Raw genomic sequence first — 25,120 nt, 5'->3', positions numbered from 1 at the left:
GTTAGTGGAGTCGATATAAACTTAAACTAACAAAGCAATTGCTAATATATCGAACAGCACGAGAGTTGTAATAAAATTTCTAGATCGAAATCCTTTTATGCTTACCTTATTTGAGATAAAAGCGGCGGATCCATCCAGATAAATATTATCACCGTCAAAATGAAGGAGTACACCTTCATGAACCCGTCCATCTACAGTAGAAACACGAACGAGGCGATTTATGCAACTATGGCAAAAATAATGCAGTTCATCCAAATCATTTGCCCTCCTCTCTTCACTTAATGGATATTGTATGGATTTTTTTCATAAACGTAAGGGGGATATGTCCAACTTTTGCAGTGATTGCCAATACATCAGCAATGGCGGAGTTTCGGTTGCCGAACCACAGTTTCCGTATGGAAATTGGTTTCTCATAAACCCAGAGATCCAGCACAGCCATCATGGACAACCGGGAGTGATTGTACTGATGCGGGTTTTGTATGATTTGTACTAATGAACTGACCGTATGATCATGGACAACCGGGAGTGATTGTACTGATGCGGGTTTTGTATGATTTGTACTAATGAACTGACCGTATGCTTATCCGTACCATACATTGACAGGGTGATAAATAAACACGATTACAAAAAGAGGAGGAGATTTAAATGGCTTACGGAGTTGGTGGTTTTGGCGGCTCTTGCGCAGGTTATGGTGGTATTGGCGGCTCTTGCGCAGGTTATGGTGGTGGGAGAACAGCTGCATTTGCGCTTGTGCTTTTCATCTTGTTGGTGATTATCCTTCGTAGTGGTATTGGAGGCTATTAATAAGTCGCTTTATTTCTGCATTACATGCCAAACTAGCGGTCAGTAATCGGTCCAAGCATGAAAAGAGCAGCAAGGTTATCCTTCCTGCTCTTTTTCGTGTTCCAGCAGTTGCCCTCCTCTTTTGAAAACTACTTAGATGATCAGATGCTCAAATAAATAAATGATCAAATGACGCGCAGGAAATTTTCCTGGCCTAAAAATAAAAAAGCCCACCACGTCCGAAGACGTGAGGAGCCAAAGATGCTGCTGCTTCATTATGTTGTTCCGATTAATTCGGAATTCCTATGAAATATGGAATTTCTTATCACATTGCTCACAAATGGATTCATGTTTCGGAAAGTGGTCACGGCTTTGAAATCCGTAAATCCCATATCATTAATCAGTTTTCCGAAAAATTCATCTGCGAACGAACTCGATATTGAAGTAACGCCAGCGAAATCAAATATGATCGGATTAGAAGCTGAGGCAGCTCGGATGACAGGGATGAAGTTTCTTTTTGCTTCCCGACCGCCTTCTCTGGTTGTTGTGAGTTCATTAAGCTCCACAAACCTGATCAGCATACTAACACCTCCTCACCATAGATCCCTATCGCCATTCATTATTGCATCAAATGATTCCGGTGTGTTTCCCCAAATGATCTCTGGATCAACAATTATATTGGTTCGGATCCTAAGATGAACAATGGTGCCAGTCCATTTGGGTGCGTCATCCACACGCTTTACTTTGCCAGTGACACGCAATTGTGCTTTGTCACTATTTATTCTAAGTGTACCACGATTTTCTTGGATAATACGTTTTGTATAAAATAATCCCGCACCTTTGTTTATTTCAGGATCTACCGTTACATCCTTCTCCACTGCGATGTCCAGAGCTTCTGTTGCTGATAGATCTTTATAGATTGCTCGACTTTTCAGTCGCTTCGGTATGCCCATGCCCCCATCAACAACTGTTACATCAATGCGATTTCGGCTAGGGAAATGTTGTGCCACCACAAAGCCATCAATTTTGGTTTCCGAGTGATTAAATACATTATCAATGATCTCTGCGATGCTCCAATCCAGAGCGGCAACGATACTCCCATCAATACCACCCCATTGTTGTTGGATGATCTTCGTCAGATCGGAAGTAATGGACATGTAGTTACTTTCCGTAATTCGCGTGATTGGTATGAAGCGACCGGATTCTTTACGCCTTGTGAAATGCTCTTGATAATGGAACCCTACTTCATCAAAGAAATTCATCCTTGATATATAATCGGCGTTTACTGACGAAAGATTAACGCAGAGAACGTCAACATCATGTCTAAGCCGAAGTTTCTCCACAAAAGCTGAGACTACCGCTAAAAGCAAAGGAGAAATAAAGATTTGATTTTGGAAGTCGAGCTGCACTGCCAACTTGGATTGGTCCGGATCCCTGTGCACTAATATGCCCTGCATTTGCCGCAATACTGAAGTTAATTCGTCTTCCTCAAGCTTTATTACGTACACGCCAGCCCCCCCAGTATTACCCAATTATATCATTCATGTAACATTTGTGAATGGTTAATTTTGTCAATAGGGAGTGGCGCATTTATATTATCATTCAATTATCAACGGCGTGGAGCTTTCCAGATATCGCCAAATAAAGAGTTTCAGTGTAAAATAATGGCGATCATGTGAGAGCAAATACCTCATCCGATGAGGATTTTCCAAGGGCGTGTTTTACTTGAAATGGAAAATTTTTATTTTGTCCATTGCCACTGTCTTCATCATCGGTTGTAGCAACAACCAATCTAAAGAGGACTCTGAGTTGGTATCAAAGCTGGATCAGGTAAACAAAGAAGTTGAGTCTCTAAAGGCTGAAAATGAAAAACTGAAAACAGAATTAGAAACACCTGGAACATCAGAAGATCTTTCTGTAGAACAGGAGCCAGGGACTGTTTATTATGCTAACTGTACCGAAGTGCGAGAGGCCGGCGCAGATCCTATTCACGAAGGTGAGCCCGGTTACAGTACAAAGTTAGACCGCGATCGAGATGGGGTTGCTTGTGAATAAGGATATAGTCGAGTGAACTCAGGAGGCGTTTAGTTTGAAGCGAATCATGGTTACTGCAATTATTTTAATACTATTCACAACAAACAGTGCGCTTGCGCACCCCGGCCGAACTGATGGCAGTGGTGGTCATACCTGCCGCACGAATTGTGAAAAATGGGGATTAGATCAAGGCGAATATCATTATCACAATGGAGGATCTACGAAAGCTCCAGCACCGGCTCCGAGTAAACCAAGCAGTAAATCTAGCGCTGTTCTAAAGGCTGATAAACTTAAACCGCCGGCAAAAGGAAAACTTTCAGTCTATTTCCTTAACGTTGGCCAAGGTGACGCTACATTTATCAAGACAGCTGCCGGCGATGACATCCTAATTGACGGTGGTAAGAATGAGGCCGGCAACATTGTGGTTAATTACTTGAAGCAACTAGGCGTGGATGATATCGAAGTTATGATTTCCACTCATCCGGATGCTGATCATGTTGGCGGATTAGACACCGTATTGAAAAGCTATAAAGTGGAATCTGTATACGCACCTAAGGTATCTCACACCACGGACACTTTTAAGGACTTCCTTCTCGCCGTAAAGAATGAGGGCCGTACAATTAAAGAAGCTAAAGCGAATGTTTCACTACAGTTGAAAGGCGTAACAGCCACGTTTGTCGCACCTGTTAAAACATACGGTGATGATCTTAACGAGTGGAGCGCCGTGCTGCACTTGACCTACGGCAAAAACTCATTTCTTTTTACTGGAGACGCTGAATACAAATCGGAAGGCGACATGATCGGGTCCAGCCAGATACTAAAGGCGGACGTTTTGAAGGTTGGCCATCACGGATCCAAATCTTCAACCAGCACGAAATTCCTTGAAGTTGTCGGTCCTAAGTACGCGGTAATCAGCGTCGGAAAGAATAGCTATGGGCATCCGACAAAAGAAATCTTAAATCTTCTCAAAAGCAAAAAAGTAACGACGTATCGAACTGATCTAAACGCCACTGTGACGGCTGTCAGTGATGGTAAAACAATTTCGTTTATAAAGGTGAAATGAATGGAACGTGGTGTGATTGATCGGTTTGAGGAAGAAATAGTAGTAATTGAAATCGGAGGAGTTACGAGGGACTATCCGCGGTCCTCGTTGCCCAAGGGTGCTAAAAGCGGCGACGCAGTTATTATTGAACAGGACCGGATCCGTATCGATAATAAGGAAACGAGCAAGCGGAAGAAAGAAATACAGGATTTAATGGATGAACTTTTTGAATAATTAAGTGCGAAAATCCCCACCTAGCCACAATGGCCAAGTGGGGATTTTTCGTGTATGTGCGGATTATTGATTGATCTGTGCTAATGGACTGACCGTATGCTTAACCATACATAAGATAACAAGGTGATGAAGGGACTGTCACAATAAAAAACCGGAGGTGATCTCTACGGGTTTTCTTCCTGGTGGTGTACCCTATGGAGTTGGCGGATATGGTGGTATCGGTGGCTCTTGCGCAGGTTATGGCGCTGGGAGAACAGCTGCATTCGCACTAGTGCTTTTCATTCTGTTGGTTATTATCCTACGAGCCGGATTTTAGTAAAAGTTGCTTTGTCCTCACACCATGGCTAATTGAGCATGGTTTTTTTTTACTTTCAATAAACTCTCATATCAATCTGTGTGGCTGCGCGGGGGTCCGCCTTATTTTTCAACCGTTACACTTCTCTCTGCTGTACACCAAATAACATTAGCCCCTAACCCTTCAGACACCGACCGGATGGGAACAAATGCACTTCCATTTATGATTGCAGTTTCCATGACCAGTTCTCCGTTTATAGTAGGCTTTTTGGCTGCATTGTCCCATCCGATAGCACCGCCGAGCTCTTCCCCTATGCAACGAATCGGAACAAATACAGCGCCATTGATCAACGTACCGTCAATTACCGACTTGCCATTTACTTTGATGCTAATGGCTATCGGCTTCGGCTTCATTACCGGTTGTTCAGTCGGCGGACGCAACCCGCTGCATAATTCTTCGATAGTGAGCCCAAAGCTCATCTGAATGTGAGGCATGTCCACGAAGCGATCCCAATCGCCTCCCCACTCAAAGCCAAGTGACTTGGCGATCTCAGCCACCTCGAACCAATCCTTATGGCCGTTATGATTTCCATCTCGCACCGTACTCCACGATACCGATTTACCGTCAGGCATAAGCAATACATAATCTGCAGCTAAGCCGTAATTGTGCATGGAACGTCCGGGGCGAGCATTGGAGACAACATCCTTCGGACGCACGACCTTGCCGTAGTTGTCCCTTCCCTTAGCAAATATGGCGGCCTGTTCGGAAAATGAACGAAAGCCGGACGTTATCAGAATCAAGATGCTTGCGGCATAGCACCGTATGATAAGTTCCCTAACTTTTTCTTTTACCACGGGGTGCATGCCTATAAGGCTAGCTTGAGACTTATTAAGTACCTGATCGACAGACAGCATGTTATTTGCCCTCCCGGTTTTTGCTGTATTGATATTGGCCGCTGGCGGTCAGTCCGAGGACCAGAATAGCAGTTATCGCATTCTGAACAGGAGCTGGCGACAACACAAAAATAGCCGCCATAGCGATGGCGACCAAAGGCAAGTATTTCGGCTCAAACAATTTGAAGGTCTTAACCACACCCACGCATGCGGCGATCACGCCGGCACATGCCATTATGTCTTGAGAGTCCATGTCTGTCATCCTCCCATGAATTAGTTCTTACCGGTAACGTTTTGCATTGAAAAAGCTCTTTCTGCTTTTGCTTTGATCTCAGAGGCAACGAAATTCAAGACTTTCTTAGGAATCCATCTACCCCAACCGGCACGGTAACTATTAGCAGTCATACTCACCCAGCTATGAAAAGCGAGAGCGAATGTAATTCCGTAATAAGCGATTCCTGGCTCATGGATACCGAAGACTTCCGCCGAGACTTTATCAAGCAGCCAACCAATGAACGGAATCCATAACATCAGGATCGTTCTTAGTACACCTGAATGGCCGTACTCGCTTTTGTACGTCCCGGTCTTTCTGGCCGCCTCGGTTCCGGAGATCCAGTCCGCTACAACGATCGAAAAGAATAGAGCGTATGCCCAAAAGTGACCGCTTCCAGATAGGCGCTCAGCTAACGGAGCAATAAATGCTCCGATTGTAGCTGCTTTACCGTTTGAGGGTTTTATCAGCGAATCAAGACTTACAATGGCCTTTAAATATCTTTGCACGTTCGCACCCCTCCATAGATCTATTCGGCAGGATCCCCGATCGACTGTTTGTTCGCTTCCTTCTGTTTGTTCTCGGCATCACTGATCGTCTTGCCCAGCCACAGTTCTACTTCTCTGAGAATGTCTAGTTGCTGCGGTCCATGAAAGATAGAGATGGCGATAATACATTCTTTAATCTCTTCTATCGGTTGATCAATGTTGACCGAAATGTCGAGCCTCTTCTTTATTTCTGCCATAGGCGATAACTCCTTCAAAATAAAATAAGCCCTCGAACGTATCGAGAGCTTTGCATGTTTATATTATGACATTATATGGCTTCGCATTTACTGCGGAATAAGGTAAGGAAAGTTTGCCTGACCTTAGCCCTATTCGTTTGAATCGATCACTCTATCGACGTACCCTTTTTTGCCGTCCATCTCAAAGAAGTCTCTTTCCATTTGTTTGGTACGCTCCCACGCCCTCCGTGAATCATCCTGGGGATTAGATTCTTTTGGTTCATACATGGAGAGCAGCATGACGATAGCTAAAGACAAAACGATAAACAGCGCTGCCACAATATGATAGCCATATAGAACGAAACCTTGTTTTTTCGTGGAAGACTTCGCTTGTAGTTGTTCTCTTTCCTTCTTCTCGCGCTCAAGCGCCGCTTTAATTTCTTCTTTGCTTAATGTCATGGTGTTTGTGCTTGAAGTTTTGCTTTTTGTGCTTCTAACTCCTTGATCCTGGCCTCGAGCTCGGCGATTGTATTTTGCGTTTCTCTCTTAGATTCATCCGAGATTGCGAAGCCGCCGTCAAGGAATCCTTTTAAGTTTTTTAACTGTATCTCGAGTCCTCTTATATCGAAGTCTATGCCTTCAACACTAACTCCAGTAGTAGCTGGATCGTTCAAATTAACACCTTCTTTTTTGGTGTAGATGACCGTCTGGTTTTCGAACTTCACATCATAGCCGATAGCATCGGCGATGGCTCGATTGGGAGTATACGTCGTGCCACTAGATGCGATAGCCTTTGAGTCTAACTCTTTACCGTCCACAATGACCACGTATTCCGCTTCAATCTTTTTCCCGATATTCGAAATTGGCCCTGCTAGAGCCTGCCCGGAGAACATCAATAAAGCACCTGATAAAAAGGAGATGACAATTTTCTTCATTATTCATTCCCCATTCCCTAATTTTGCCACTATTATAACACCTGCTCTTTAATTAGGGAATTGTTCAGGGAATGTTGACAGTGGCTAGTAGACTTCCGCTCATAGAATACAACTTAAGGTTGCGAGTCGACTGGTCGAAAGCCATATTGGTAGCGAAATTAGAATCTACGTAAGATGCGCTTACTTTGTTATCCAATGCTTGCTGCAGACTTTGTATGTTCCCCGCTCCATAAACCCTACTCCAATTTGGCACAACAACATTCCCGTTTGCGTTTAGTTCTATATCTGAGGAAGCTGATATAAATGCGGTGCCAAGACTGAACAGTGTAACTCCATTCCCGGAGGCTGAAAGGGAACCTTTCTGTCCGCCTCCAACAACTAACACATAGGCTGGTGATCCGTTGTAGTTAGGCACGATAATATTGTAATTACTGTTGTCCAGGTAAGCGCCGACCAGATTACCTGAACTCGACAACTCAACCCGTGTGCCACCATTTGCGGTTTTAATGGTGGCTCCAATCAATGTGCCACCGGTAATTGTTCCATAGGCCGTAATGTCGCCAGAGAACGATCCGCCAGTAGCGTGAATCATGCCTGTGATATCAGCTTCAGTGGCCACCAGTTCGCCGGCCATATTCACTCTAAACGGAGCACTCCCGAAGCTTTGATTGCCCAGGTAGATACCTTGCTGATCGGATTTGAACACATTACTTCCGGAGCCTATTTCGATGGTGATGAAGTTACCCAGTACGCCAACAACTTTCTCGGCAACAAGTCCTGCAGCTGTCAATGCTGCTTCTGCCGTTTGTCCGCCATCCAATGTAATATAGAGTCCGGCAGAAGATAAGACGACCTGATCATTTGGGTCTACCTTGCTCTGTAGTACAATTCCTCGCGGATCGTAGATAACTTCAGATTTAGAGTTATTGATATCGTGAACAGCTTGAGCTGCAAAGTTTTCAAACGCGGAGGTTCTGACTTTTCCGCCGCTTATGATGTCCGTGACGATCTGTTTAGCCTTGTCCAAGTCAGCAATGATGTCATCATAGTCCCGCAAAAAGTAGTTAGCTAGCGTGATGTCAGGCTGCTTCCCTGGATCGTAGGGGTATTCTTTGATTTCCATAACCCGAGCCGAGATGTCGTTGATCTGCATTTCGCTGTCAAACATACGGATGGTGTCGCCAAGGAATATCTCTGGTTCCTCGCGATCAATCTTATGAAGGTCGGCCACATTTAACGGCACCTCGATCGCCGGCACCTCTTGTTCACGCAATGCTTTTCTCGTTGATTTAAGCAGCTCCAGTGGATCTTCGATCTCTTGGTTAATGATCTCACCGTCGTAGTAGGAATTCGTCGTATTAGACCAATATCCCGCATATGGCGAAATAAGATAGTTGACCTTGATGATTCCGCCGACGATTGCTCCCGGAACAGCATTCAGCAGGTCGTATTCTTCCTGTGTTAAATTGGAAGCGTTCAACCCGATGAATGTAAGCCCATCTTTCATTTGGCTAAACATGCGAGTAACCAGCGCACGGGAGCTGTCTTTGAAATTTACATTAATAATGTTCTTCCGGATCCTCGCCTGGAATCCCCGATCCATTCCGATTTGCTTCTTCAGATGGATTACAAAGTTGTCAGGCTCTACTTCACAGCCATACTTCTCAACTACATAATTGAGAGCTTGGAGGCAATTGCCGCGTCCAAAATCTTTGATATCCTGCAGGTCGAATTTGTCATCGACGGAGAATGAGAACTTCCCATTCGTGGCAGCTGAGATCGAATTAAGTAGTGTAGCGATGTTTACTCCGAAAGCCTCTTCAATGTATGAAGCGTAGGGAAATTTGAAATCTGCCAGTTTGAACATGACGTGCATGCAGTCGAACTGGACCATTCGCTTTACGCCTTCACGTTTGCGAGATCGGTCATTGATGACGTAATACTGGCTACGGTCATCCTTTACATGGCCCTTGATCTGCGCGATGTTATAGTCATCGCTAGACATCGGCACAACGAACGATAGAGTATAGTCCGAATTCACTCGGCGTTGCCTCTCTATGTCCGTTGCGTCAGCAGCTGCGCCTAGCTGGTTCATGTTTTTGTCATATAACAGAAGGCGTTTCATGTCGACCACCCTCAATACAGGTATTTGTCACGATGTGTTACTCGAATTTGAATTGTCCTCCCGGATGATTGGTCCGTTATGGTTAGCTCATTCTGGCCAGGGTGTATGTCGAAGAAATCTCCGGTGTATCCGACAGGCTCACCATTCTTTGAAGCGCGAAGTTTCTTAGCATCGATCACCACTTTATCACCCGGCACAATGGGTGAACTAATTTGTATTTCCTCAACATGAAACCTGCTCATATTAGCTAATAACGTGCCACCCGCATCAAGAGCTGCGGACAGGATTCGCTCGCGTAGCAGCTCTCCACTGACAGAGCCGATGCCGTCAACTTGGGCCGCGAACAGGACACCTTGTATCAGGTCCCCTATTACTTCAGCTATTCCAGTCAGTTCTGAGGCCATAACTGTGTCACGGTTAAGAGATGCCGCCGCAGTTCCTTGTCCATCTAATGTTACGGATAGCAAAATTTCAACAGAAAACGGTCTATTGAACGGCGCACGATTAAATGCAGAACTTTGGTTAAACATTTATTTCACCGCCTCTGCGGGAGAGTGTTATACATAGCTCCGCGTTTGCGGAGTGCTTTTAGGCGCACTTGCATACAGCTTCTCTTCCAAGAAGTGCATTGGCGAGATCCGCTGGCGTACAATCACCATCTAACCGGTCCGGCAACAAATCGCGGCCTATCGACCCGTAACCCCGGTCGATAAGCTCCGAACAGATGACAGAATTGACCGAGTCCCATAGATTCTGTTTTTTGCTAAGGCCAATTAGGCGAAGAAAAAGCCCCGCGATTTGCTTGTAATCGTAGGGCTTGCCGATTTGGTTTATAAGATATTCCACCAGCCTTACCTTCTCATTGTCGTTCAAGCACAAATCCACACTGGGGCAATCATGATAGCGATTCTTGCTGATCTTCACTCGCTTCAGCGCGTCCGCTTCGATGATTTTTTTCTCGGTTAGATAGATAGCGCAATGACTGTATTCGGATCGAGTGAGCCACCTGATTAACCAGCTAAACGGCGACGACGACCGAACGAAAATGATATCCCCGATTTTCATAGCAATCACCAAGCTAAGGCGGCAACTTCTTCGATGGTAGTGCAATTCATAACTTGAGCTTCAAGATACATGAGCTGCCTTACCAGTCCTTCTTTATGTGTTCCGCCGTCTTTGATGACTTGAAGGAACTGGCTGCGTGTCAGTGTCACAAAACCCTGGCTGGTCTTCCAATCTATTGCATCCACAGTGGGGTCAATAACCAATAGTAATGCCTTTTCTTGAAGGTACGCTTGGTCGATGGGATCAAAACCAAAGTATAAGGTTATTCCAGTAGCATTCGATGAGAACCCAGCATATAGATGCTTGTCTCTTTCAGCAGCAAGCTCTTTAACTTTATCTTGCTTGGCCTCATCTAAACTCATCCCCATATACGGAGGATCGCCTTCGTAAACGATTTCCGTGCCCGCTGCTATGCAATCGGCGAAATATTGAGCTTCCTCTTTCGTCATAGACACAAACCCGCGTCTATATGGGTTGAACTCTTGGACAATATGAACATTGTCCGTTTCCGAATGTATAGAATACCCCCAACCGTCACCAACCGAATAAACATCAACGTTCATTTATTATCCCTCCTTTAGCTTAGAATCAATGATTTTGGCGTCGGCTTAAATGCTTTATTATTCTTAAAGAAACCGGTACCGGCCGCCAACTTTGTATAAACTGACCCGTCTTGCATACAGAGCACCCTTGTGACGTAATTGTTTGCCATTCCAATTGTTACGTTATACGCAGTATTTACGGTTCCGGTATATCTATCTATTACAAGTACGTCTGACGCGCCCGGTGTGGATAATCTATAAATGTACCTGCCGCCCGGAAAATACACTGAGCCTACTCCGCTAGTGCTACCGGGCATAGCGCTGTGAACGTTACGGGAAATGGAGTACGCATATACCGGGTTAGATGCCGAACCTCCGGATTGGTAATAAATTGTGTCGTCTCCGTCATATACCATATTTGCACCGCCGCTGACGCTCGGCGTCGGACCTTGTAAAGCGGTCCAAACGTTACCGGAAATGCTGTACTTAGTAAAAGATGTCCCTGTCAACCATGCGTAAATAGTATCCGACCCATCCCACAATAAATTACAACCGTTGTTTTGTGCCACTAGTAAATTAGCAAGCGCTGCGCTCCACGTATTCGCGGCAATTTCGTAACGATAAAACCCTTGATTGCTCGCTCCAACGTAATATATAAATCCGTCAGCATACTTTAGAGCAAGGCCATATGCGCCAACCGCCGGCAACGGTGCCAACGTAACCCAACCCGCATTTGGGTTTGTTACGTCATATCTGCGGAAAGAATTGACGCCTTCGTTCTTATCTGCATAATAGATAAACCGTGTTCCGTCTGTTGTCCAACCAAACTCCGCGTTTGCTCCCGGTGCGACGGGCATATAACCCGCTACTTTACTCGGGAAAGAAATATAATCATCCCCGACCCCGAGCCTTAAAATATCTCCACTAGCCATATATTAAACCTCCTTCAAATACAGTCCTTGATCATCAACATGTAGCGTATACTTTATTCCCGTTGATTCATTTGTTGCAAATCCCGATATTTCTTCAACATGTTTCCCATCAATAGAATCGGCATCTACACCGCTACCACTACCATCTACCGTTATAGCTTTGCTAGTACATCGGAAGCTGTGTACGTGTTCTGTACAAATTCTGTTGTAGCTATTTGTGTTGAGTTAGTTCCAACTGCGGCTGTCGGTGCTGTAGGCGTACCTGTAAACTCTGGAGATTCATTCGGCGATTTATCATTTTCTGCATCAGAAATTCTATTTTCGTGGTCAGCAATGTTCTGTCGAAGAGATTCATAATCCTTAGCTGTAAAGTTACGTGCCACTTTAGAGCCTACTCCCCATGCTATAGCCGCGCCTTCAACCCCCCTCATCACACCGGTGAGAGTATTCCCGGCCTTTCCGGTATAAAGTATAGTCTCCGCTGTTTCATCCGTTCCGATGGTGACCAGGTTCGGAGCATCCGGAACCCGGGAGGAGACCAGAAGTGGGACTGTATTCTGAACGGCGTCAATACCGGCAGATATCTCCGTCTGAGGGCTGTTTGCCAGCCCTGCATACATTGTTTGTTGCATTTATTAGCCTCCTTAGCTCAAGGTCAGGGTAAGTGAGTCCAGAAGTACGCGAGGTCGGTCGCCGGAAAGAATAGTTCTTGCAGCTGTCCATGGTCCGAAGTAGAGTAGATTCCCACCATTGGCAGCATCTCTAATGCCTAAGTGTGTTACAGTTCCCCAGTCTGCGCTGGCAATAGGAAACACAATTTCGGCGTTGTTTCGAATTGTCTCTTTGCCGTTTGCTACGGATGGCGCACTAAAGGTAATGGGCTGTCGGGCATAAGCACCACCCTCGACTTCAGCGCCTGTATCCACAACTGTGGGATCGGATGTGTATAGTGCAAGAAATACGGTGTTTGGTCTTGCATAGTCGATATTCCGGAAGACTTGGTTTAACAATGCAGTGGCCAAAAAATTACTGATATTCATTGTTTGTCACACTCCTATTCAAGTTGGTATTCGTTTTGAATTTTGAATCCATTGACCGCTTGATCGCCTTTATTCGTTAAAACAAAAGTCGGACTGGCGTTTAAGTCGCCGTCCGACTGGATAACTATCTTTTCAGGTGAATCAGTGATGGTTGTTTCAATTAATTGTTCATCCGCAGCTTCCGGAAACGGGTCGTACATTTTCATAGGCAGTGTGAACATCCCATCGAAAATGATCTTTTCAATCGGGAGGCTTCCCGCATAACGCATGCGATATCGTTTGCCGGGAATGTCGCTATAGGTGATGATCCTCTCACCCTTTTTGGCATCGAACACCCGAGACAATTGCCTAGCCTTAGCTTGGTAATCCATTGTCGGATCATCCGCCATCAAGATGCATTCGTGATTAATCACTCGCGAACCGTACTCCGAACCAAAGTCCATCTCTCCGTCCTGGCCGGCGATCTGCGCCGTGTAATCTCGTGTTTCTGGCAAGAGGTCGATATCTCGCTTCTTAATTCCGATCCCAAGCGACGAGAACGAAACGCCGTCAATCCATGCTTCGATCATCTTTGCTTCGCCCCCGTTCGGGATTGAATTCTGCGCACCATACTATCTCGCTCATTCCAGTAGGTTCGAACGTCTGCATTATCTGTGAGAATGGTGTCTCCGGAAGATATCTCCCAGTAGTGCTTGTTCACAATGGTTTGATTAGATCCGGAAGCCATGGCGAAATCAGGCTTGGAAACTCTCAGTTGCGGCATTCTGAAATTAAGCAGTTTGAATAGATTCGACTGCTGTGAAGGATTTAGATACATCTCCCCTACTTCAGCCATAACCGGAACCGTTTGCCCTAAGCTCGGGCCTTTTACCACTCCACCATCAGCGAAATGTTGCAGCTTACCGGTGTCTTGCTTAATGCCGTATTGATCGCGAATCTCTTTATTCCGAGCCTCTATCCTGGCCATTTCCTGCTTGTCGCCTTTGGCCTTTGCCGCATTCCACAGATCCTTATTGCCATTGTATTCTTCGAGATCTTTTTGCTCCGGAGTCAAAGACAAGTCGCTTATTTTACTCATTTTTGACTGATACTCTGTAATAAAGGCGTCAAGCAGCCTAAGTATCTCTGCATTTTTCTCCGATTCCTTAAGGATTTGGAGATTTTTTAACAGTTCAGCTTCCCCTTCGATATCACCTTTGTAATCTTTAAAGGCTTCCAGCAGATCATCAAAATGATTTTCCGCATCCGTAATATCTTGTTCAAAGGCTTTTAGCTTTTCAGTTTTCTCGTCCTCCAACCCTTTCTTGTCGGATTCGAGAGACCGCTTACGGAGAACGCGTTGATGCTCGAGCTCCATCTTCTCGATTTCTTCTTTTAGATGACGTCGTTCCTTGATACCCTCTGGACCAACAGCGGATTCGAGTAGTTGGAGGCGAGCACGTTTCTTGGCTAGCTGTGCCTCGTAATCGTCGTCTTCATTCGCCTCTTGCTCTTTTTGAATGAGCTCGTCGATCGCACGAATTTTAGCGTCCTGAGCTTCAACGTAGGCATCGCGTTCGTTCTCGATCTTTTTGATAGCGTCTTTTCGAAGCTTCTCAATGGCATCGGTTTGAACTGAAATGAGGTCCTCTATGCCGCTTTTCTCTTCCTCAATGAGTGCCATTTTAGCGGTGTGTACTTGTTCGTCGGCGCGCATTCTTTCCTCTGTCCCGACTCGGTAACGAGCCTGGACGCGCTCCCAAGCTGCCAGTTCTTCAGCGGCAGACAATTCGCCCATGGCTTTCTTGTGGGAGATCCACTTTTCCGATTGCGAGAAAGCTTCTTGATCTTTCCTCTGCTTGTCCTCAAGCAGTTTGTTTTGCAAGTCGTAGATTTTCTCTTCAACCTGCCACCTTAACTCCAGGCTTTTAGAGAATTTACCTTGAACGCTTTGCCATTCCTTTAGCTCTTGCTCTGTGGTCAGTTTGCCTATAGCCTTCAGGTGTTCAATACGCTTATGGAATGCTTCAAACGCCTTTTGCTGAGGATCATCCTTTGAACTTGATCCGCCTGATTTGGAACCATTTGGCACATTAGCTCCGTAAGTATCATCTTTGTAGAGACCCTCGAGCGCTTTTTTTTGTTTTCTCTCTAGCTTCACCTGCAGCTATGATGGCTGCGCGTAGTGCGTCATCCTCTGCCAGCCTACCCCCTAATGCATCAGGTGCATCACCCATGTTTCGGAGATAAGGAGGAACGACGGTTGGAACCTTCTCAGCCTCTATCATTGCTGATTTCAAATCCATGATTTTCTGGATCTCGATATCATAAGCGCCGATCCGATCTTCCATGCCTTTGAAAGCATCGCTGGTCATAGAGGACTGAGCCTGAGCGGACTTTACAGCCAACTCAATCTTTGCATTCTTGATGTCGTTGACCGCGCCTTTTTCAACGACCCAACCGTCCTTGGTTTTATGAATCTGACTAGCTAACTGCGGATAGTCATGGATCAGTTGAGCGACCTTCTGAGCATTAAGAGAATGGCCGGCTGCCATGTCTAAAGAGACTTGGTTAAGATCGGCTATAGCAGACTCAGCATCTTTAAGTTGAGTCTGTAGATCCTTTAGTTGATCAGCAGCATCTTGCGCCGCTTCTGCCGATTTTTTTGACGACCCCGCTAACTGATCTACCTTCTCGACTTCCATCTCTCCGAGTTGCACATTAACGCCGGCAAGTGCATCGGTTAATTTGTTGTTATCCGTAGTGAGGTCTTGGACCTTCTGCTGCGCCTTCTCCAGTTGGGCAGTCATTTGTACGCCGACTTCACCTGCAGTTATTCCGGATGTTATTTGCGCACCTAACAGTTCATCCTTAGCAGCCTCCAATTCTTTCAGTTTCTGTTTCTGCTGATCCTCTATTTCTTTTCTCTGGTCCAGGAGCACATTTTTTCTTGCTTCATTCTGTTTAGCGATTAACTCATCAAGAACGGCGATTTGTTTCTTTACTGCCTCGTCGGTGTAGTTAGCCGCCTGCAGGTGTGCTGCTCCTTCTTCACCGAGGGTAATAGTTAGCGCTTTTGAGATATCGTCTAGTTGCTTTTTGACCTTCGCTTCTTTGTCCGCCGATAGAGTGCCTTTTTCGAGCATACCCTGCAATGAGTTATGCGCATTAGCCAGTTTAGGTATAAGCTCTTGCTGCCTTTGATACTGGCTGATCATCTGCTGTGCAGCAGAATCCTCATCCTTTAGAGCTTGAATGTGGTCACGGTGAGCTTTTTCGGATGATCCCATATAAAGAAGTGAGGCTGCAATCGCCCCAGTTAGAAGGGTAATTCCTCCTGTCGCTAGAGCCGTCATCATCGCCGCATTTCTTGCGGCCGCTGCCTGAGCAGTCATGGCAATGGTCTCGGCATTCGTGACAACAGTGTTAATCCGCATCGCGACTGTGAGTGCTTCCTGTGCCGTCTTCCACATAACGAGCGGCTGTACAACGTTTTTATAAAGAACAATCAATCCTGCGATGCTCGCTGAAAGTGTGAAAATCTCTTTTGGAACTTTTGTGAAGCCGATGAGCAGTTGGTCCAAAATGTCCAGAGCATCTTTAATTGCCGAACGAAGTCCGTCATCTCCTGCTTGATTGAATATTTCGAGTAGAGATGCCTTGGTTTGTGCCGCCTTGCGCTGGATCGTGTCCATTTGGACTTTGAGATATTCCATGGTGCTGCCGGTAGAACCGATAGACGCCGCCGTGCCGAGCAGGATGTCTCCGGCATTCAGTGAAGCTGCAAGTTTCGCATATTGATAGACACCGCGTGAGATGTCGGCATATGACTGTGTCAGGTCGTAGTTTTTATCGGTCACTTTAACGGACAGGTCAAGCAAAATATCCTCTGCTTTTCTCCACTGCTCCGTGCCGTTTACAACCTCTTTTGTAGCGACGCCCAACCTCTCGATCTCACTGACTGCTTTGTCCGTCCGGATCGTACCGAAAACCGTCTTCCACATGTTCCCAAGGTTCGCGCCGCCGAGCGCGGTATTCCGAACGCCGGCAGAAATCAAACCGTTCATGAAGTCGAAAGATACGCCTGTCTCGTCGGCGATTTTACCTGTCCGTTCGAATGCAGCCGCAAGATCCTTGGCAGGCGCCATGGTGTCGTGCGCGACTTTCGACCAGCTATCCAGGACGCGATTACCCATTACCATCGCATCGTTAACATTATGAATCTGCACGCCATATTGAGCGAAAACAGATTCCATCCCCTTTGTTGCATCTTCCAACTCTACCAGATCAACCGTTGAAAGCTTTGTTGAAGCGCGTACCATTTCTTGTACGATGCCAACGTCTTTATACATCCGGCCCCATAAACGAGCGGATTCAGTTACGTCGGTGATCTCGGCTCCAAGATCATGGGCTGTGTGAATGAATTTCGTTGTCTCCGCATGTAAGCGCTCAGTGTTCATAACCATTTCAGTATGGCCTTTATTCCACGAAACGAAATAGTTCTCATTGGTCTGAACATAGCCGGCCATGTTAGCCTCGATGTCTACAAGACCAACCTTTAAAGCTTCCTGCGCCTCGTTAATGGCAGTGTATACGCCATGAAACACTGTAGCGTGAAGTGCGGCGCTCTTTACTTTATCCAGGAACGAATGGCTTTGAGATCCATCGAAATCCAGGGGCATGGCGCTTTGTCTCGACATGCGCTCCATCTGCGCTGCGTGCCGTTGTTGTTCCATCTCCAGCTTAATGTTACCGTTTCGCATCAACTGGAACTGGCGATCGATCTTAGCTTGCGCAAGGTTTTCCTGCGAGCTGGCAGCGGCGGTCTTTTGTGTCAGAGTCGCCATCCGTTGTTGATGTTCTTTTTCCTGCTGCTGGATTGCATCCTGCCGTTTCTTTTGAATCGCTTGCTGTGATTTAAGTTTGGAATCCACAACCTGATTCGTCAGATCCAACTGCTGTGTCTTCGCCTTATACAACTCAGCCTGCGCGGTCCGGGATGCGACAAGTGCTTTCGACTCTTCAAGTATCTTCTTCCGACGTTCATCCGCAGTTAATGTCAGCTTGTCAGCGGCTTTGCCCATCGTCTCATAACTTTTTGCAGTTACTGCGAGCTCAGCGTTAAGTCCTTTGAAAGATTCAGCGTTCTGTTTGGCTCCCTCATCGATAACACGGAATGCCGGCAGGATCTTCGATGTATCGAGGTTAATTCTCGCGCCAACTACGTCTTTGTTTTGCTCGTCTGCCAAAATAATTCACCCCTTTGATCAGGTCAGGAAAATTTTCCTCACCTCGTTTTCAGGCAAAATAAAAAGAGGCCGCGTGAGCCCCTGTAATTTCCGATATTTATCTAGCTTTATTGTAAATCTATTTATCTGCGTGTTTACTTCGGATTTTCTAGCCAATACAACAACTTTAAAATTATCCCAATCGGTTCCATTTATGGCGCAAGATGGAATAAAAAACCGCGTGACCAATACAATTTTAAAGTGTGCAAAAAGCTTAATGGAGGCTGTGGAACATGAGGATTAATGATTTTGCTCTGGCTGTAGGTAACGTAGTTCAAAAACAATACGATAAGGTGGTGAACCTAGCTACAAACATCAACGGCGGATGGGAAGTATGGATGCAGTGCGAAATATTCCTGAAACTGCATGAGAATAATAATAATATTGTTTTTGATCGTGAGGTGACTTACGATCAATCAACATTACGCGCGGATTTCACCTTTGTTCCGTTGAACGCTCCAGATACGAAAACATGGGTTGAATTAAAGGTTTTAAAGATGAGTAAAACTGATGTCGCTGTTGTTGAATTCATGAGGGATATTACCAAGGGGACTGAAGTGAAACGCTCTCTTAAGTCGACCCATTCAGCTACCGCCATGTTGGTAGTACCTGTAAAGGCTTGGGATGCGTTAAAACAAGTAAAGGAAACAATTGCTGACATTTCAAAGATAGGATTTATCTACGCTGATAAATCTTCACGCTCAGCAGCTAGATCTTTATCATCTAAATTTCCTCAGGAGTCCGAAGTCGACGGTAAAGCACTAGTATTATATTACACTATTCAGGATTCGCATTGATCTTTTGACAATTGTCATGATCAATTTTATAAGTTAAGGGGATGGACAATCATGCCAGGTCAAGAGTTGCAGTTATCAGGAGCAATTGTTGCATTTGCAGGAGCCGCTAAGGTTGCACAGAAACTGATGAGTGACGGTGAAGATCCAATGACCATTCGCGAATATACTTTTACAGCCAATTTGGCAACGGATATTACCATAAACAACCAATTAGATGTTGGTCTCAACATTTCGAGATTGACCCTCAAAGATAAACTAACCATTGATTATAAGGAGCATTGGGGACTAGAAGTGAAATGCACGATTGTGCCTAGCGCCTCGCTTGCTCAAACAGCACAAGGCGGTTAATAATTTACAATTAGACGTATTATTAGGAGTGGCCCTTATGACATCCTATGGATCTCGTAAAGACATGTTTTCATTGGAGAATGGTTGGATGACTTTGGATGATTTACTACAAGGGCTTGCCCGCTCGATTCAAACTGCCCAAGATAAACTTCATGAAGCCGGGGATTCGAAAACTCACTTGCAGATAAAGGATATTCGAATGGATATGCCGATGGAAGTTCATCATGAAGCAGAAACTAGCGAGACTCGGGTAAGACTGCCGAGTGTATCCTTGCAGATGAACGGCGATGTGAAGGAAGCGCATATATCAAGATTTCAGTTTACTCTTGGTCACGTGATTAAACATGAAGAATAAGTAAACAACAAAACCCTAAATCTTTTTAGAAGGAGAAGTCAGGGGCGGCTATAACCAAAAAAAGACGCGCCCAACACATAGTTGTGGCGCGTCTATTGTTTTGGAAAGAAACCTAGATCTGACAGATAAACGGCCTTTTTGGGCTTTTTCTTGATCTCTCCGCCATGCATAATAATATCCAGCTCCTCCCGTTCTCTCCGAGCTCTGTTTAAAGCCCGGATCTTCGGGATGGTCATGTTGTGCCATTCGCTATCAGAGATGCCACAAAGAACTGCAGTCGCCCACAGCTTCATAAAATCGGCACCTTGGTTTGTAGCTCCGCCATCCGAGTCTACTTCGTCTTCGTCTGGATCTTCGTCGTCCGGCGGGATTGATTCAATATAGAAATCGATCGAGGAGCGTATCCAACTCCTGGACGTTCGCGTTTTCGTATTCTTCGTCAGTAAGCCCTTCAACGAGTACCATACCAAAAGCTTCTCGGTAACTCGCTTCGATGGCCGGGAAGTCCACTTCTTCATCGCCAAGCTTTCGTTTTTCGCGGCCAACACAGAAGGCGAACCGGTAAGGGATATCTTTCATTTTTTGCCGTACTTCACGGATCACTTTAACGCTGCCAATTTTCACATGCTTTGTAAGCCCTTCGGCCAACGTTACTTCCGGGCCGATGTTCAGCGATTGATCAAGTGTTAGATCCACGTTCATTTCCTCCTTGGAATAAAAATCCCCCACCAATTAAGGCAGGGGATTTAGACGTGATTTTTAGATACCGAAAATCAGTTCAGCTGCGTATCCATTCGGATTGTCAGCGGTAATGCCAGGCTCCATGATTTCAACGCTCATGTTGTTCACGTTCGGTTTTTTACGCTCTTGCGAGATATCCAATGTACCACCGCCGAGAGCCTTCCAGATTGTAAGTTGGCAAGGAACCTCTTGGCCCGACTTATCGTCCAGCAATTTGAACCGGTGAACCAGCTTAAATGGCTTCGGACGGCGGGTACCGGAAAGGCCGGTTCTCGTGCCGTTCGTCTTGCTCCACTTGAAGATCACGATGATGTTCTTGTTGTTGTTTGAAGCTTCGGATGTGATCTTGCCGGCGACAGTAATTGCATATTGTGCGGCTGTCGGTGCGGCTGCTGCCCGTTCCAGTTTCGTCAGTTTGCCGTTTGCATCCTTCAGGTAAACCTCATCGCTGGTTTCAACGAATGTGCCGCCAAAGGTTGTCGGAGCTTTTACGGTGTAGCCATTCACCGGATCAAGAATGCCTTCTTCCGATTCGTCGAATTTCACTGCACCTTCGACCGTCTCAGCACCTTGCGACAGTTCTGCAAGCGCTGGAGAGAACCGAGGTACTTCGATGCTCACTTTGTCGGCCAGATCCTGAGCAGTGTAGTGGAACGCGTAACCGGAGTCACCGCCCATAACTTTCTGCCAGTCGAGCTGCGCTTGGAACGTTACTTTGTTAATTTTTTCGTCAATGAACTTCAGGTTCCCTTGCAAGTCGTGCGCCCAGAGCGTACCTACGCCATCAAAAACCAATGGATTCATAGATGTGTTTACCTCCTTTGAAATGAAAAAGAACTGGCCTTATGATTTGACCAGTTCCCATAGACGCGTATCAATTTCTTCAATTCTCCGGTATTGCTCGGTTTCGCGGAAATCCGGCTTATCCTTCACCTTTGCCCAGAGTTGCTTCTTCTCGACGACTAGCTTTTCGAACTCTTCCGATTGCTCGGGCGCATCAGATTTATCATTTGGCTTCATGTTCTCACCTCAATTCGTTCTCAGGTAATCGACATCGTAGATGGATTCATACCCTTTAACACCGGTAATGCCAGTGGCGAAGTCATCTTCGTAGGCTAAGACACAGAGGAATGAGCCAAAGTTCGTATCTCTGATCCGCTTGTCGTGGAAGAGTTTAAACGCTCTCTCGGCCATCTGCTTTGCTTGGTACGATGACTTGCCATAGAAGTCTAAACAGAACTTCCCCTCGAACACGAGCGGATTGCTGCCGAATCGTCCTGGCTTAACGTACATCAGCAGCATGGGTACTGTGTTGCCGCTAATTGCTTGCTCAGGCTCCATACCCTTAACCATTTTGACTGTAATACTCGCAGAAGGAGATGTAGGCGTGAGTCCCAATAGCGCCATAAACTCAGCATCAGCTTTCAACGTGTTGTAGATAGCGTCAATTAGTTTTAAGCTCAATCCTCATCACCTCGCCGTGAAGTATTTGTGGTATGGAAACTCCTCGATCACACTCGCAATGCCCTGCAGGATCCGGTTTCGATTCGACTGTAAAGCTACCCGTAGGAAGAACGTCGGCGGCGTAGGCCCGAACTTCGGATCAATGTCGCCACGCTCGGCCAGCTCCTCCAGATCCACGCCGGCATATCCGCCTCCAGAACGCCGAATCTTTCCATCAATGCTGCGGTAGTTTCCCTTTGGTCGACCGAGCACGACACGGCTGCTACGAGAGCGCAGGCGGTTCCAAGAATCCGAGTTGAAATACTTCACAAGCCCCGGATTCTCGTTTGTACCGGCCATTAGCGATCCCTTACCGAACTGCTCGAGCCACGCTTGCCAGTAATCCGCCATAACCTCGCCGCAGATCATCTTATTTGCAACAACGAACAGCTGCGCATTTAAATGATTCCTGACCTCAGGGTAATAACGGATATTCGACTTAGCCGTTTGCAACACAAGCGCCGTCAATCCTCGGATTTCCGTTTCCAACGCCCTCTCGAGCGCAGCAGTCGCTTTCGCTGTGTCATATCCGGACAGCACTTCGGTAATCATCGGGTATCCTCTGACAACTGAACCTGCAGCAGGCCGGGGTACTTCACATCATCGACAACATCGACCTGGTACGATCGTCCGTTGAGAATGATGCGGTCCGGTTTCAGCAGTAACTGGTCTTGTGGACGTTTAACGTCCGTGTTTGATTGCAGGATGAGGATATAGGCGGTGCTTGGGAGCAATCCGATATCCTCCTGCCGAAGCCTCGCTGTCACGTACTGAGCGTACGCCTTCACATTCGACTGAACAGCTGTAAACGATTCTCCGGTTGGGTTATCGTTCTCGTCGTACGTTTGGGCATAGCGCTGCACTTCGACTGATGCATTCGTCTTGATCAATGTGCAGGATTTATCAGATTCCGTCGTCGGCCGCACCGTTTGAACAAAGAATGTCTCAGAGGTTATAACGCGAGATCCAGGACGCACATTCGAATTCGGTGCAAAGACACCATTGAACAGGAACTCTCTGGAGGTAATGGATGTTGCCCGACTATCACGAGAGAGGATGACCTTGTCAGCTGCACCATCCACTAAGCAATCGGTATGTCGGTGAGAGAACTCGTTAAACATATCCTCACCTCATTGGTCGATTGACGTATTCGGACAACAGATCCGCGATCTCCGGCGTCACGAGGTTGTTACCGAAGTATTCAATGGAGAAATCGAAGTCCTTCTTAGACTTCACGTTGGAATTGTGATTACTGGCCAGAGCAGCTACCAGTAAACCACATGCTACCTTCACTTTGTCTGGAATTGGATTCCATCCACTCGTATAGGTGACTTCAAGCGCGTCGTACGGAGCTCCGAATGGAGAATACCCGCAAGTTAACGCTCCGATCTCCTTGTCCACGTCTACCGTGTTAAGGTCAGAAATCGCTGTAAATGTTGGCGGCCCGAAGAAGTTATCTCCAGTTATTCCGTATTTCGGACGACCTTTCAAAGCTGTGACTTCTACTACCGGGTAATAAGACAAATGCCCTCGCTGCATCTCTGTCAGCGGTACACGCTCGGTATAGGATTTCACAGTGATGTCTCGCTTACAGTGACCTTCGATGATCGCTGAAGCTCGGAGAATCAGGTTGTCGCTCGCTATTACGCCTGATGGGAAATAAGGTTTATCTCCATCATCAAGCGTTAAATACCGGGTCATTCAATATAACCGGCATTCTCCAGCTCATCGGCCAGATCGGGCGGCAGTTCCGCCTCGCCGTTCTTGAAGTTAACAATGCGGCCGCTTTTTAGATGGATTGAGTGGTTTCTCTCAACACCATCTTCCCAGCCTTTGAGTTTGACGCCTTTCAACGAAACGTTGACGACTGAATCGGCTGCTTTCACGACCGAAGCTTCGAACATTTTGACTGCGGCATTCACTGATTTAAGCGCCGCCTCATGTTGCTCGGGACCTGAGGATTCCGAGTCAACTACGACCTGCGCTGCTTCGATGGAGGACGATAGAGAATCAACATTTGCTTGCGGATACTGTCCTTCTTCATCACCGATAACCGCACCGTCCCTTAAGGCCACTGCCGCAGCAATCGCCACAATTAACTTTTCAAGCACTGACTTTGCCAATGGTTTTACCTCCTTTGGTTAACAGACGTTAAAAGGCGACCGTTATGGCCGCCTCAACATCTCAATTATTGATTAACCGATTTTCGCAAGCGTTGGACGAGTGATCTTGCCGTATGCATGCGCATAGGAAGCGCCTTTCGCCACTGGCGCACCATACTTAGCACCGATGAATTTCATTTGCAGATCGCTTGTGGTACCAAGTTCGAACACGAATGCATCTTTACGACCGACATAGTGATATTCGATCATTGGCTCGGTCACGATTGCAATGCCATAATCCGTTTTCGTTGCATCTGCGCCGTTAACCGTCGATTCCATGAAAGGCTCAGGAATAATCGGAATGAGACCGGCAGCCGTCATGATCGCCCTGACTTCGATACCTGCAATGGTCGTTTTCGAGAGGCTTGAGATTTGCGTGTTGTTGTTCGCAGCTACACGCTCTTCTTCCTCCATGTAGTAATGACCGATCGGATCGATATAGATTGCGGTCGGCAACAGTTCGAACTTCTCACTGGCAACCATAGCAGCCACTTGGGCACGGATTGCTGCGACGATGGACGAAGCATCAGCTACGGTAAACGTGTTTGTGATCTGCTTGCACAAACCGCGATACTGAAGCGTCGTAGGAGCAGAAAGGTTCGTATCGTTTCCTCTCCACAATGCCTTACCATGAGTCAACGTGATGCCGTTGATCATGTCGTTCAGGTCCTTCGCTTTCAGCTCAGGGAAGTTGTTTTGCTGCTTTGCCAACTCCAAATCATAGTGACCGAAGTTCACCTGATTGGTCAGCGCCTTCATTTTGAATGTACGGGGCACACGAGCATTCTGTGATGCAGCCGCAGAAGGGGCACGCGGATCTACGAACTCTCCGCCGTTCAATTCTGTTTGTTCGTAGTACGTGGAGAAGTCACCCGTTGCCGGCACGTAACTGATACGTGCATCCAGCACAGAATTCCGGCGCAAGGCGTCGGTGATTTCCTTTTGAAAGTCATCGGTGATGAGTGCGCCCGGGGCAATAATTTGCGAAGCGCCCGCGATATCGATCCATTGCGTTTGTCCAACTCGGCTCAT

36 protein-coding genes are annotated in these 25,120 nt (G+C 46.4%); 7 read left to right on the top strand and 29 right to left on the bottom strand.

Going from position 1 to position 25,120, the window contains the following annotated elements:
* Positions 1-21: 21 nt before the first annotated feature.
* Positions 22-255: a hypothetical protein gene (locus SD71_RS23705; RefSeq protein ID WP_152619488.1), complete on the bottom strand. Its 234-nt coding sequence runs from the start codon at positions 253-255 to the stop codon at positions 22-24.
* Positions 256-645: 390 nt separating this feature from the next.
* Between SD71_RS23705 and SD71_RS23700 the strand changes: the two genes are divergently transcribed.
* Positions 646-804 (top strand): sporulation protein YjcZ, encoded by a 159-nt coding sequence (locus SD71_RS23700; protein ID WP_152619487.1) that lies wholly within the window; start codon positions 646-648, stop codon positions 802-804.
* A 254-nt stretch (positions 805-1,058) separates the two neighbouring features.
* Here SD71_RS23700 and SD71_RS22415 read toward each other — a convergent pair whose 3' ends face one another.
* Positions 1,059-1,364: an STAS-like domain-containing protein gene (locus tag SD71_RS22415; RefSeq protein WP_052476328.1), complete on the bottom strand. Its 306-nt coding sequence runs from the start codon at positions 1,362-1,364 to the stop codon at positions 1,059-1,061.
* A 12-nt stretch (positions 1,365-1,376) separates the two neighbouring features.
* On the bottom strand, positions 1,377-2,291 hold the full coding sequence (locus SD71_RS16350; protein WP_041065343.1) for an ATP-binding protein: 915 nt from the start codon (positions 2,289-2,291) through the stop codon (positions 1,377-1,379).
* Positions 2,292-2,508: 217 nt separating this feature from the next.
* Here SD71_RS16350 and SD71_RS26005 point away from each other — a divergent pair, with 217 nt between their 5' ends.
* From SD71_RS26005 to SD71_RS16335, 3 genes are read left to right on the top strand one after another with little or no spacing between them, the layout of a single operon-like run.
* A complete protein-coding gene (locus SD71_RS26005; RefSeq protein WP_326998766.1) occupies positions 2,509-2,838 on the top strand; it encodes an excalibur calcium-binding domain-containing protein in 330 nt (109 codons plus the stop codon).
* A gap of 34 nt (positions 2,839-2,872) precedes the next feature.
* The gene (locus SD71_RS16340; RefSeq protein ID WP_235427177.1) at positions 2,873-3,880 is read left to right on the top strand and encodes an MBL fold metallo-hydrolase; all 1,008 of its coding nucleotides are present in this window, start codon (positions 2,873-2,875) and stop codon (positions 3,878-3,880) included.
* Positions 3,881-4,093 (top strand): DUF3006 domain-containing protein, encoded by a 213-nt coding sequence (locus SD71_RS16335; protein WP_041065337.1) that lies wholly within the window; start codon positions 3,881-3,883, stop codon positions 4,091-4,093. It begins immediately after the preceding gene.
* A 417-nt stretch (positions 4,094-4,510) separates the two neighbouring features.
* On the opposite strand, the gene SD71_RS16330 is transcribed toward SD71_RS16335, so the two are convergent.
* The 16 genes from SD71_RS16330 to SD71_RS16255 all read right to left on the bottom strand — a co-directional run bounded on the left by SD71_RS16330 (position 4,511) and on the right by SD71_RS16255 (position 17,978).
* Complete coding sequence (locus tag SD71_RS16330) at positions 4,511-5,302, bottom strand: M15 family metallopeptidase (protein WP_052476327.1); 792 nt, start codon at positions 5,300-5,302, stop codon at positions 4,511-4,513.
* A gap of 1 nt (position 5,303) precedes the next feature.
* Positions 5,304-5,534, bottom strand: a complete 231-nt coding sequence (locus tag SD71_RS16325) for a hypothetical protein (protein ID WP_041065334.1) — start codon at positions 5,532-5,534, stop codon at positions 5,304-5,306.
* A 20-nt stretch (positions 5,535-5,554) separates the two neighbouring features.
* Positions 5,555-6,061 (bottom strand): phage holin family protein, encoded by a 507-nt coding sequence (locus SD71_RS16320; protein WP_041065331.1) that lies wholly within the window; start codon positions 6,059-6,061, stop codon positions 5,555-5,557.
* A gap of 20 nt (positions 6,062-6,081) precedes the next feature.
* A complete protein-coding gene (locus tag SD71_RS16315; protein ID WP_041065328.1) occupies positions 6,082-6,297 on the bottom strand; it encodes a hypothetical protein in 216 nt (71 codons plus the stop codon).
* A 129-nt stretch (positions 6,298-6,426) separates the two neighbouring features.
* Entirely contained in the window at positions 6,427-6,735 is a 309-nt protein-coding gene (locus tag SD71_RS16310) for a hypothetical protein (RefSeq protein ID WP_041065325.1), read from the bottom strand.
* Entirely contained in the window at positions 6,732-7,211 is a 480-nt protein-coding gene (locus tag SD71_RS16305; RefSeq protein WP_041065322.1) for a hypothetical protein, read from the bottom strand. Before SD71_RS16305 ends, SD71_RS16310 begins: the two co-directional genes overlap by 4 nt.
* A 64-nt stretch (positions 7,212-7,275) precedes the next feature.
* On the bottom strand, positions 7,276-9,336 hold the full coding sequence (locus SD71_RS16300; protein ID WP_041065319.1) for a phage tail protein: 2,061 nt from the start codon (positions 9,334-9,336) through the stop codon (positions 7,276-7,278).
* 11 nt (positions 9,337-9,347) lie between these two features.
* Complete coding sequence (locus SD71_RS22410) at positions 9,348-9,866, bottom strand: phage distal tail protein (protein WP_052476326.1); 519 nt, start codon at positions 9,864-9,866, stop codon at positions 9,348-9,350.
* A gap of 58 nt (positions 9,867-9,924) precedes the next feature.
* Complete coding sequence (locus SD71_RS16290) at positions 9,925-10,401, bottom strand: C40 family peptidase (RefSeq protein ID WP_152619486.1); 477 nt, start codon at positions 10,399-10,401, stop codon at positions 9,925-9,927.
* Positions 10,402-10,406: 5 nt separating this feature from the next.
* Positions 10,407-10,964, bottom strand: coding sequence for a DUF4376 domain-containing protein (locus SD71_RS16285; RefSeq protein ID WP_041065313.1), 558 nt, complete (start codon positions 10,962-10,964; stop codon positions 10,407-10,409).
* Between the two features lie 14 nt (positions 10,965-10,978).
* The gene (locus tag SD71_RS16280; protein WP_041065310.1) at positions 10,979-11,875 is read right to left on the bottom strand and encodes a Kelch repeat-containing protein; all 897 of its coding nucleotides are present in this window, start codon (positions 11,873-11,875) and stop codon (positions 10,979-10,981) included.
* A 152-nt stretch (positions 11,876-12,027) separates the two neighbouring features.
* The gene (locus tag SD71_RS24465) at positions 12,028-12,507 is read right to left on the bottom strand and encodes a hypothetical protein (RefSeq protein WP_041065307.1); all 480 of its coding nucleotides are present in this window, start codon (positions 12,505-12,507) and stop codon (positions 12,028-12,030) included.
* Positions 12,508-12,519: 12 nt separating this feature from the next.
* Positions 12,520-12,915 carry a phage tail fiber protein gene (locus SD71_RS16270; RefSeq protein ID WP_041065304.1) on the bottom strand — a complete coding sequence of 132 codons (396 nt, stop codon included), beginning with the start codon at positions 12,913-12,915 and terminating at the stop codon, positions 12,520-12,522.
* Positions 12,916-12,929: 14 nt separating this feature from the next.
* On the bottom strand, positions 12,930-13,484 hold the full coding sequence (locus SD71_RS16265) for a phage tail domain-containing protein (protein ID WP_041065301.1): 555 nt from the start codon (positions 13,482-13,484) through the stop codon (positions 12,930-12,932).
* Positions 13,481-15,055 carry a coiled-coil domain-containing protein gene (locus SD71_RS16260; protein WP_041065298.1) on the bottom strand — a complete coding sequence of 525 codons (1,575 nt, stop codon included), beginning with the start codon at positions 15,053-15,055 and terminating at the stop codon, positions 13,481-13,483. The genes SD71_RS16265 and SD71_RS16260 overlap by 4 nt, the downstream gene beginning before the upstream one ends.
* Positions 15,003-17,978 (bottom strand): phage tail tape measure protein, encoded by a 2,976-nt coding sequence (locus SD71_RS16255; protein ID WP_235427175.1) that lies wholly within the window; start codon positions 17,976-17,978, stop codon positions 15,003-15,005. The genes SD71_RS16260 and SD71_RS16255 overlap by 53 nt, the downstream gene beginning before the upstream one ends.
* Positions 17,979-18,415: 437 nt before the next feature.
* On the opposite strand from SD71_RS16255, the gene SD71_RS16250 reads away from it, so the two are divergent.
* The 3 genes from SD71_RS16250 to SD71_RS16240 are packed head-to-tail and all read left to right on the top strand — an operon-like array spanning position 18,416 to position 19,682.
* Entirely contained in the window at positions 18,416-18,979 is a 564-nt protein-coding gene (locus tag SD71_RS16250; RefSeq protein ID WP_041065295.1) for a hypothetical protein, read from the top strand.
* Positions 18,980-19,030: 51 nt separating this feature from the next.
* Entirely contained in the window at positions 19,031-19,327 is a 297-nt protein-coding gene (locus SD71_RS16245; protein ID WP_041065292.1) for a hypothetical protein, read from the top strand.
* A 37-nt stretch (positions 19,328-19,364) separates the two neighbouring features.
* Positions 19,365-19,682: a hypothetical protein gene (locus tag SD71_RS16240; protein WP_041065289.1), complete on the top strand. Its 318-nt coding sequence runs from the start codon at positions 19,365-19,367 to the stop codon at positions 19,680-19,682.
* 92 nt (positions 19,683-19,774) lie between these two features.
* On the opposite strand, the gene SD71_RS24240 is transcribed toward SD71_RS16240, so the two are convergent.
* The 10 genes from SD71_RS24240 to SD71_RS16195 form a co-directional block, all read right to left on the bottom strand.
* Positions 19,775-19,975 carry a hypothetical protein gene (locus SD71_RS24240; RefSeq protein WP_041065286.1) on the bottom strand — a complete coding sequence of 67 codons (201 nt, stop codon included), beginning with the start codon at positions 19,973-19,975 and terminating at the stop codon, positions 19,775-19,777.
* Between the two features lie 82 nt (positions 19,976-20,057).
* The gene (locus SD71_RS16230) at positions 20,058-20,384 is read right to left on the bottom strand and encodes a hypothetical protein (RefSeq protein ID WP_041065284.1); all 327 of its coding nucleotides are present in this window, start codon (positions 20,382-20,384) and stop codon (positions 20,058-20,060) included.
* 57 nt (positions 20,385-20,441) lie between these two features.
* Entirely contained in the window at positions 20,442-21,227 is a 786-nt protein-coding gene (locus tag SD71_RS16225; RefSeq protein WP_041065281.1) for a hypothetical protein, read from the bottom strand.
* 39 nt (positions 21,228-21,266) lie between these two features.
* Positions 21,267-21,443 (bottom strand): hypothetical protein, encoded by a 177-nt coding sequence (locus tag SD71_RS24055; protein ID WP_161793408.1) that lies wholly within the window; start codon positions 21,441-21,443, stop codon positions 21,267-21,269.
* 9 nt (positions 21,444-21,452) lie between these two features.
* Positions 21,453-21,887, bottom strand: a complete 435-nt coding sequence (locus SD71_RS16220) for a hypothetical protein (RefSeq protein ID WP_041065278.1) — start codon at positions 21,885-21,887, stop codon at positions 21,453-21,455.
* 6 nt (positions 21,888-21,893) lie between these two features.
* The gene (locus SD71_RS16215; protein ID WP_235427174.1) at positions 21,894-22,478 is read right to left on the bottom strand and encodes a hypothetical protein; all 585 of its coding nucleotides are present in this window, start codon (positions 22,476-22,478) and stop codon (positions 21,894-21,896) included.
* A complete protein-coding gene (locus SD71_RS16210; RefSeq protein WP_041065276.1) occupies positions 22,475-23,047 on the bottom strand; it encodes a hypothetical protein in 573 nt (190 codons plus the stop codon). The genes SD71_RS16215 and SD71_RS16210 overlap by 4 nt, the downstream gene beginning before the upstream one ends.
* 4 nt (positions 23,048-23,051) lie before the next feature.
* Positions 23,052-23,627: a hypothetical protein gene (locus SD71_RS16205; protein ID WP_041065274.1), complete on the bottom strand. Its 576-nt coding sequence runs from the start codon at positions 23,625-23,627 to the stop codon at positions 23,052-23,054.
* Complete coding sequence (locus tag SD71_RS16200; protein WP_041065271.1) at positions 23,624-24,049, bottom strand: hypothetical protein; 426 nt, start codon at positions 24,047-24,049, stop codon at positions 23,624-23,626. The genes SD71_RS16205 and SD71_RS16200 overlap by 4 nt, the downstream gene beginning before the upstream one ends.
* Before the next feature lie 72 nt (positions 24,050-24,121).
* Positions 24,122-25,120, bottom strand: coding sequence for a hypothetical protein (locus SD71_RS16195; RefSeq protein ID WP_041065268.1), 999 nt, complete (start codon positions 25,118-25,120; stop codon positions 24,122-24,124).

The organism is Cohnella kolymensis, assembly GCF_000829465.1.
GTDB classification, from domain to species: Bacteria; Bacillota; Bacilli; order Paenibacillales; family Paenibacillaceae; genus Cohnella; species Cohnella kolymensis.
This window is presented reverse-complemented; position numbering and strand designations above follow the sequence as displayed.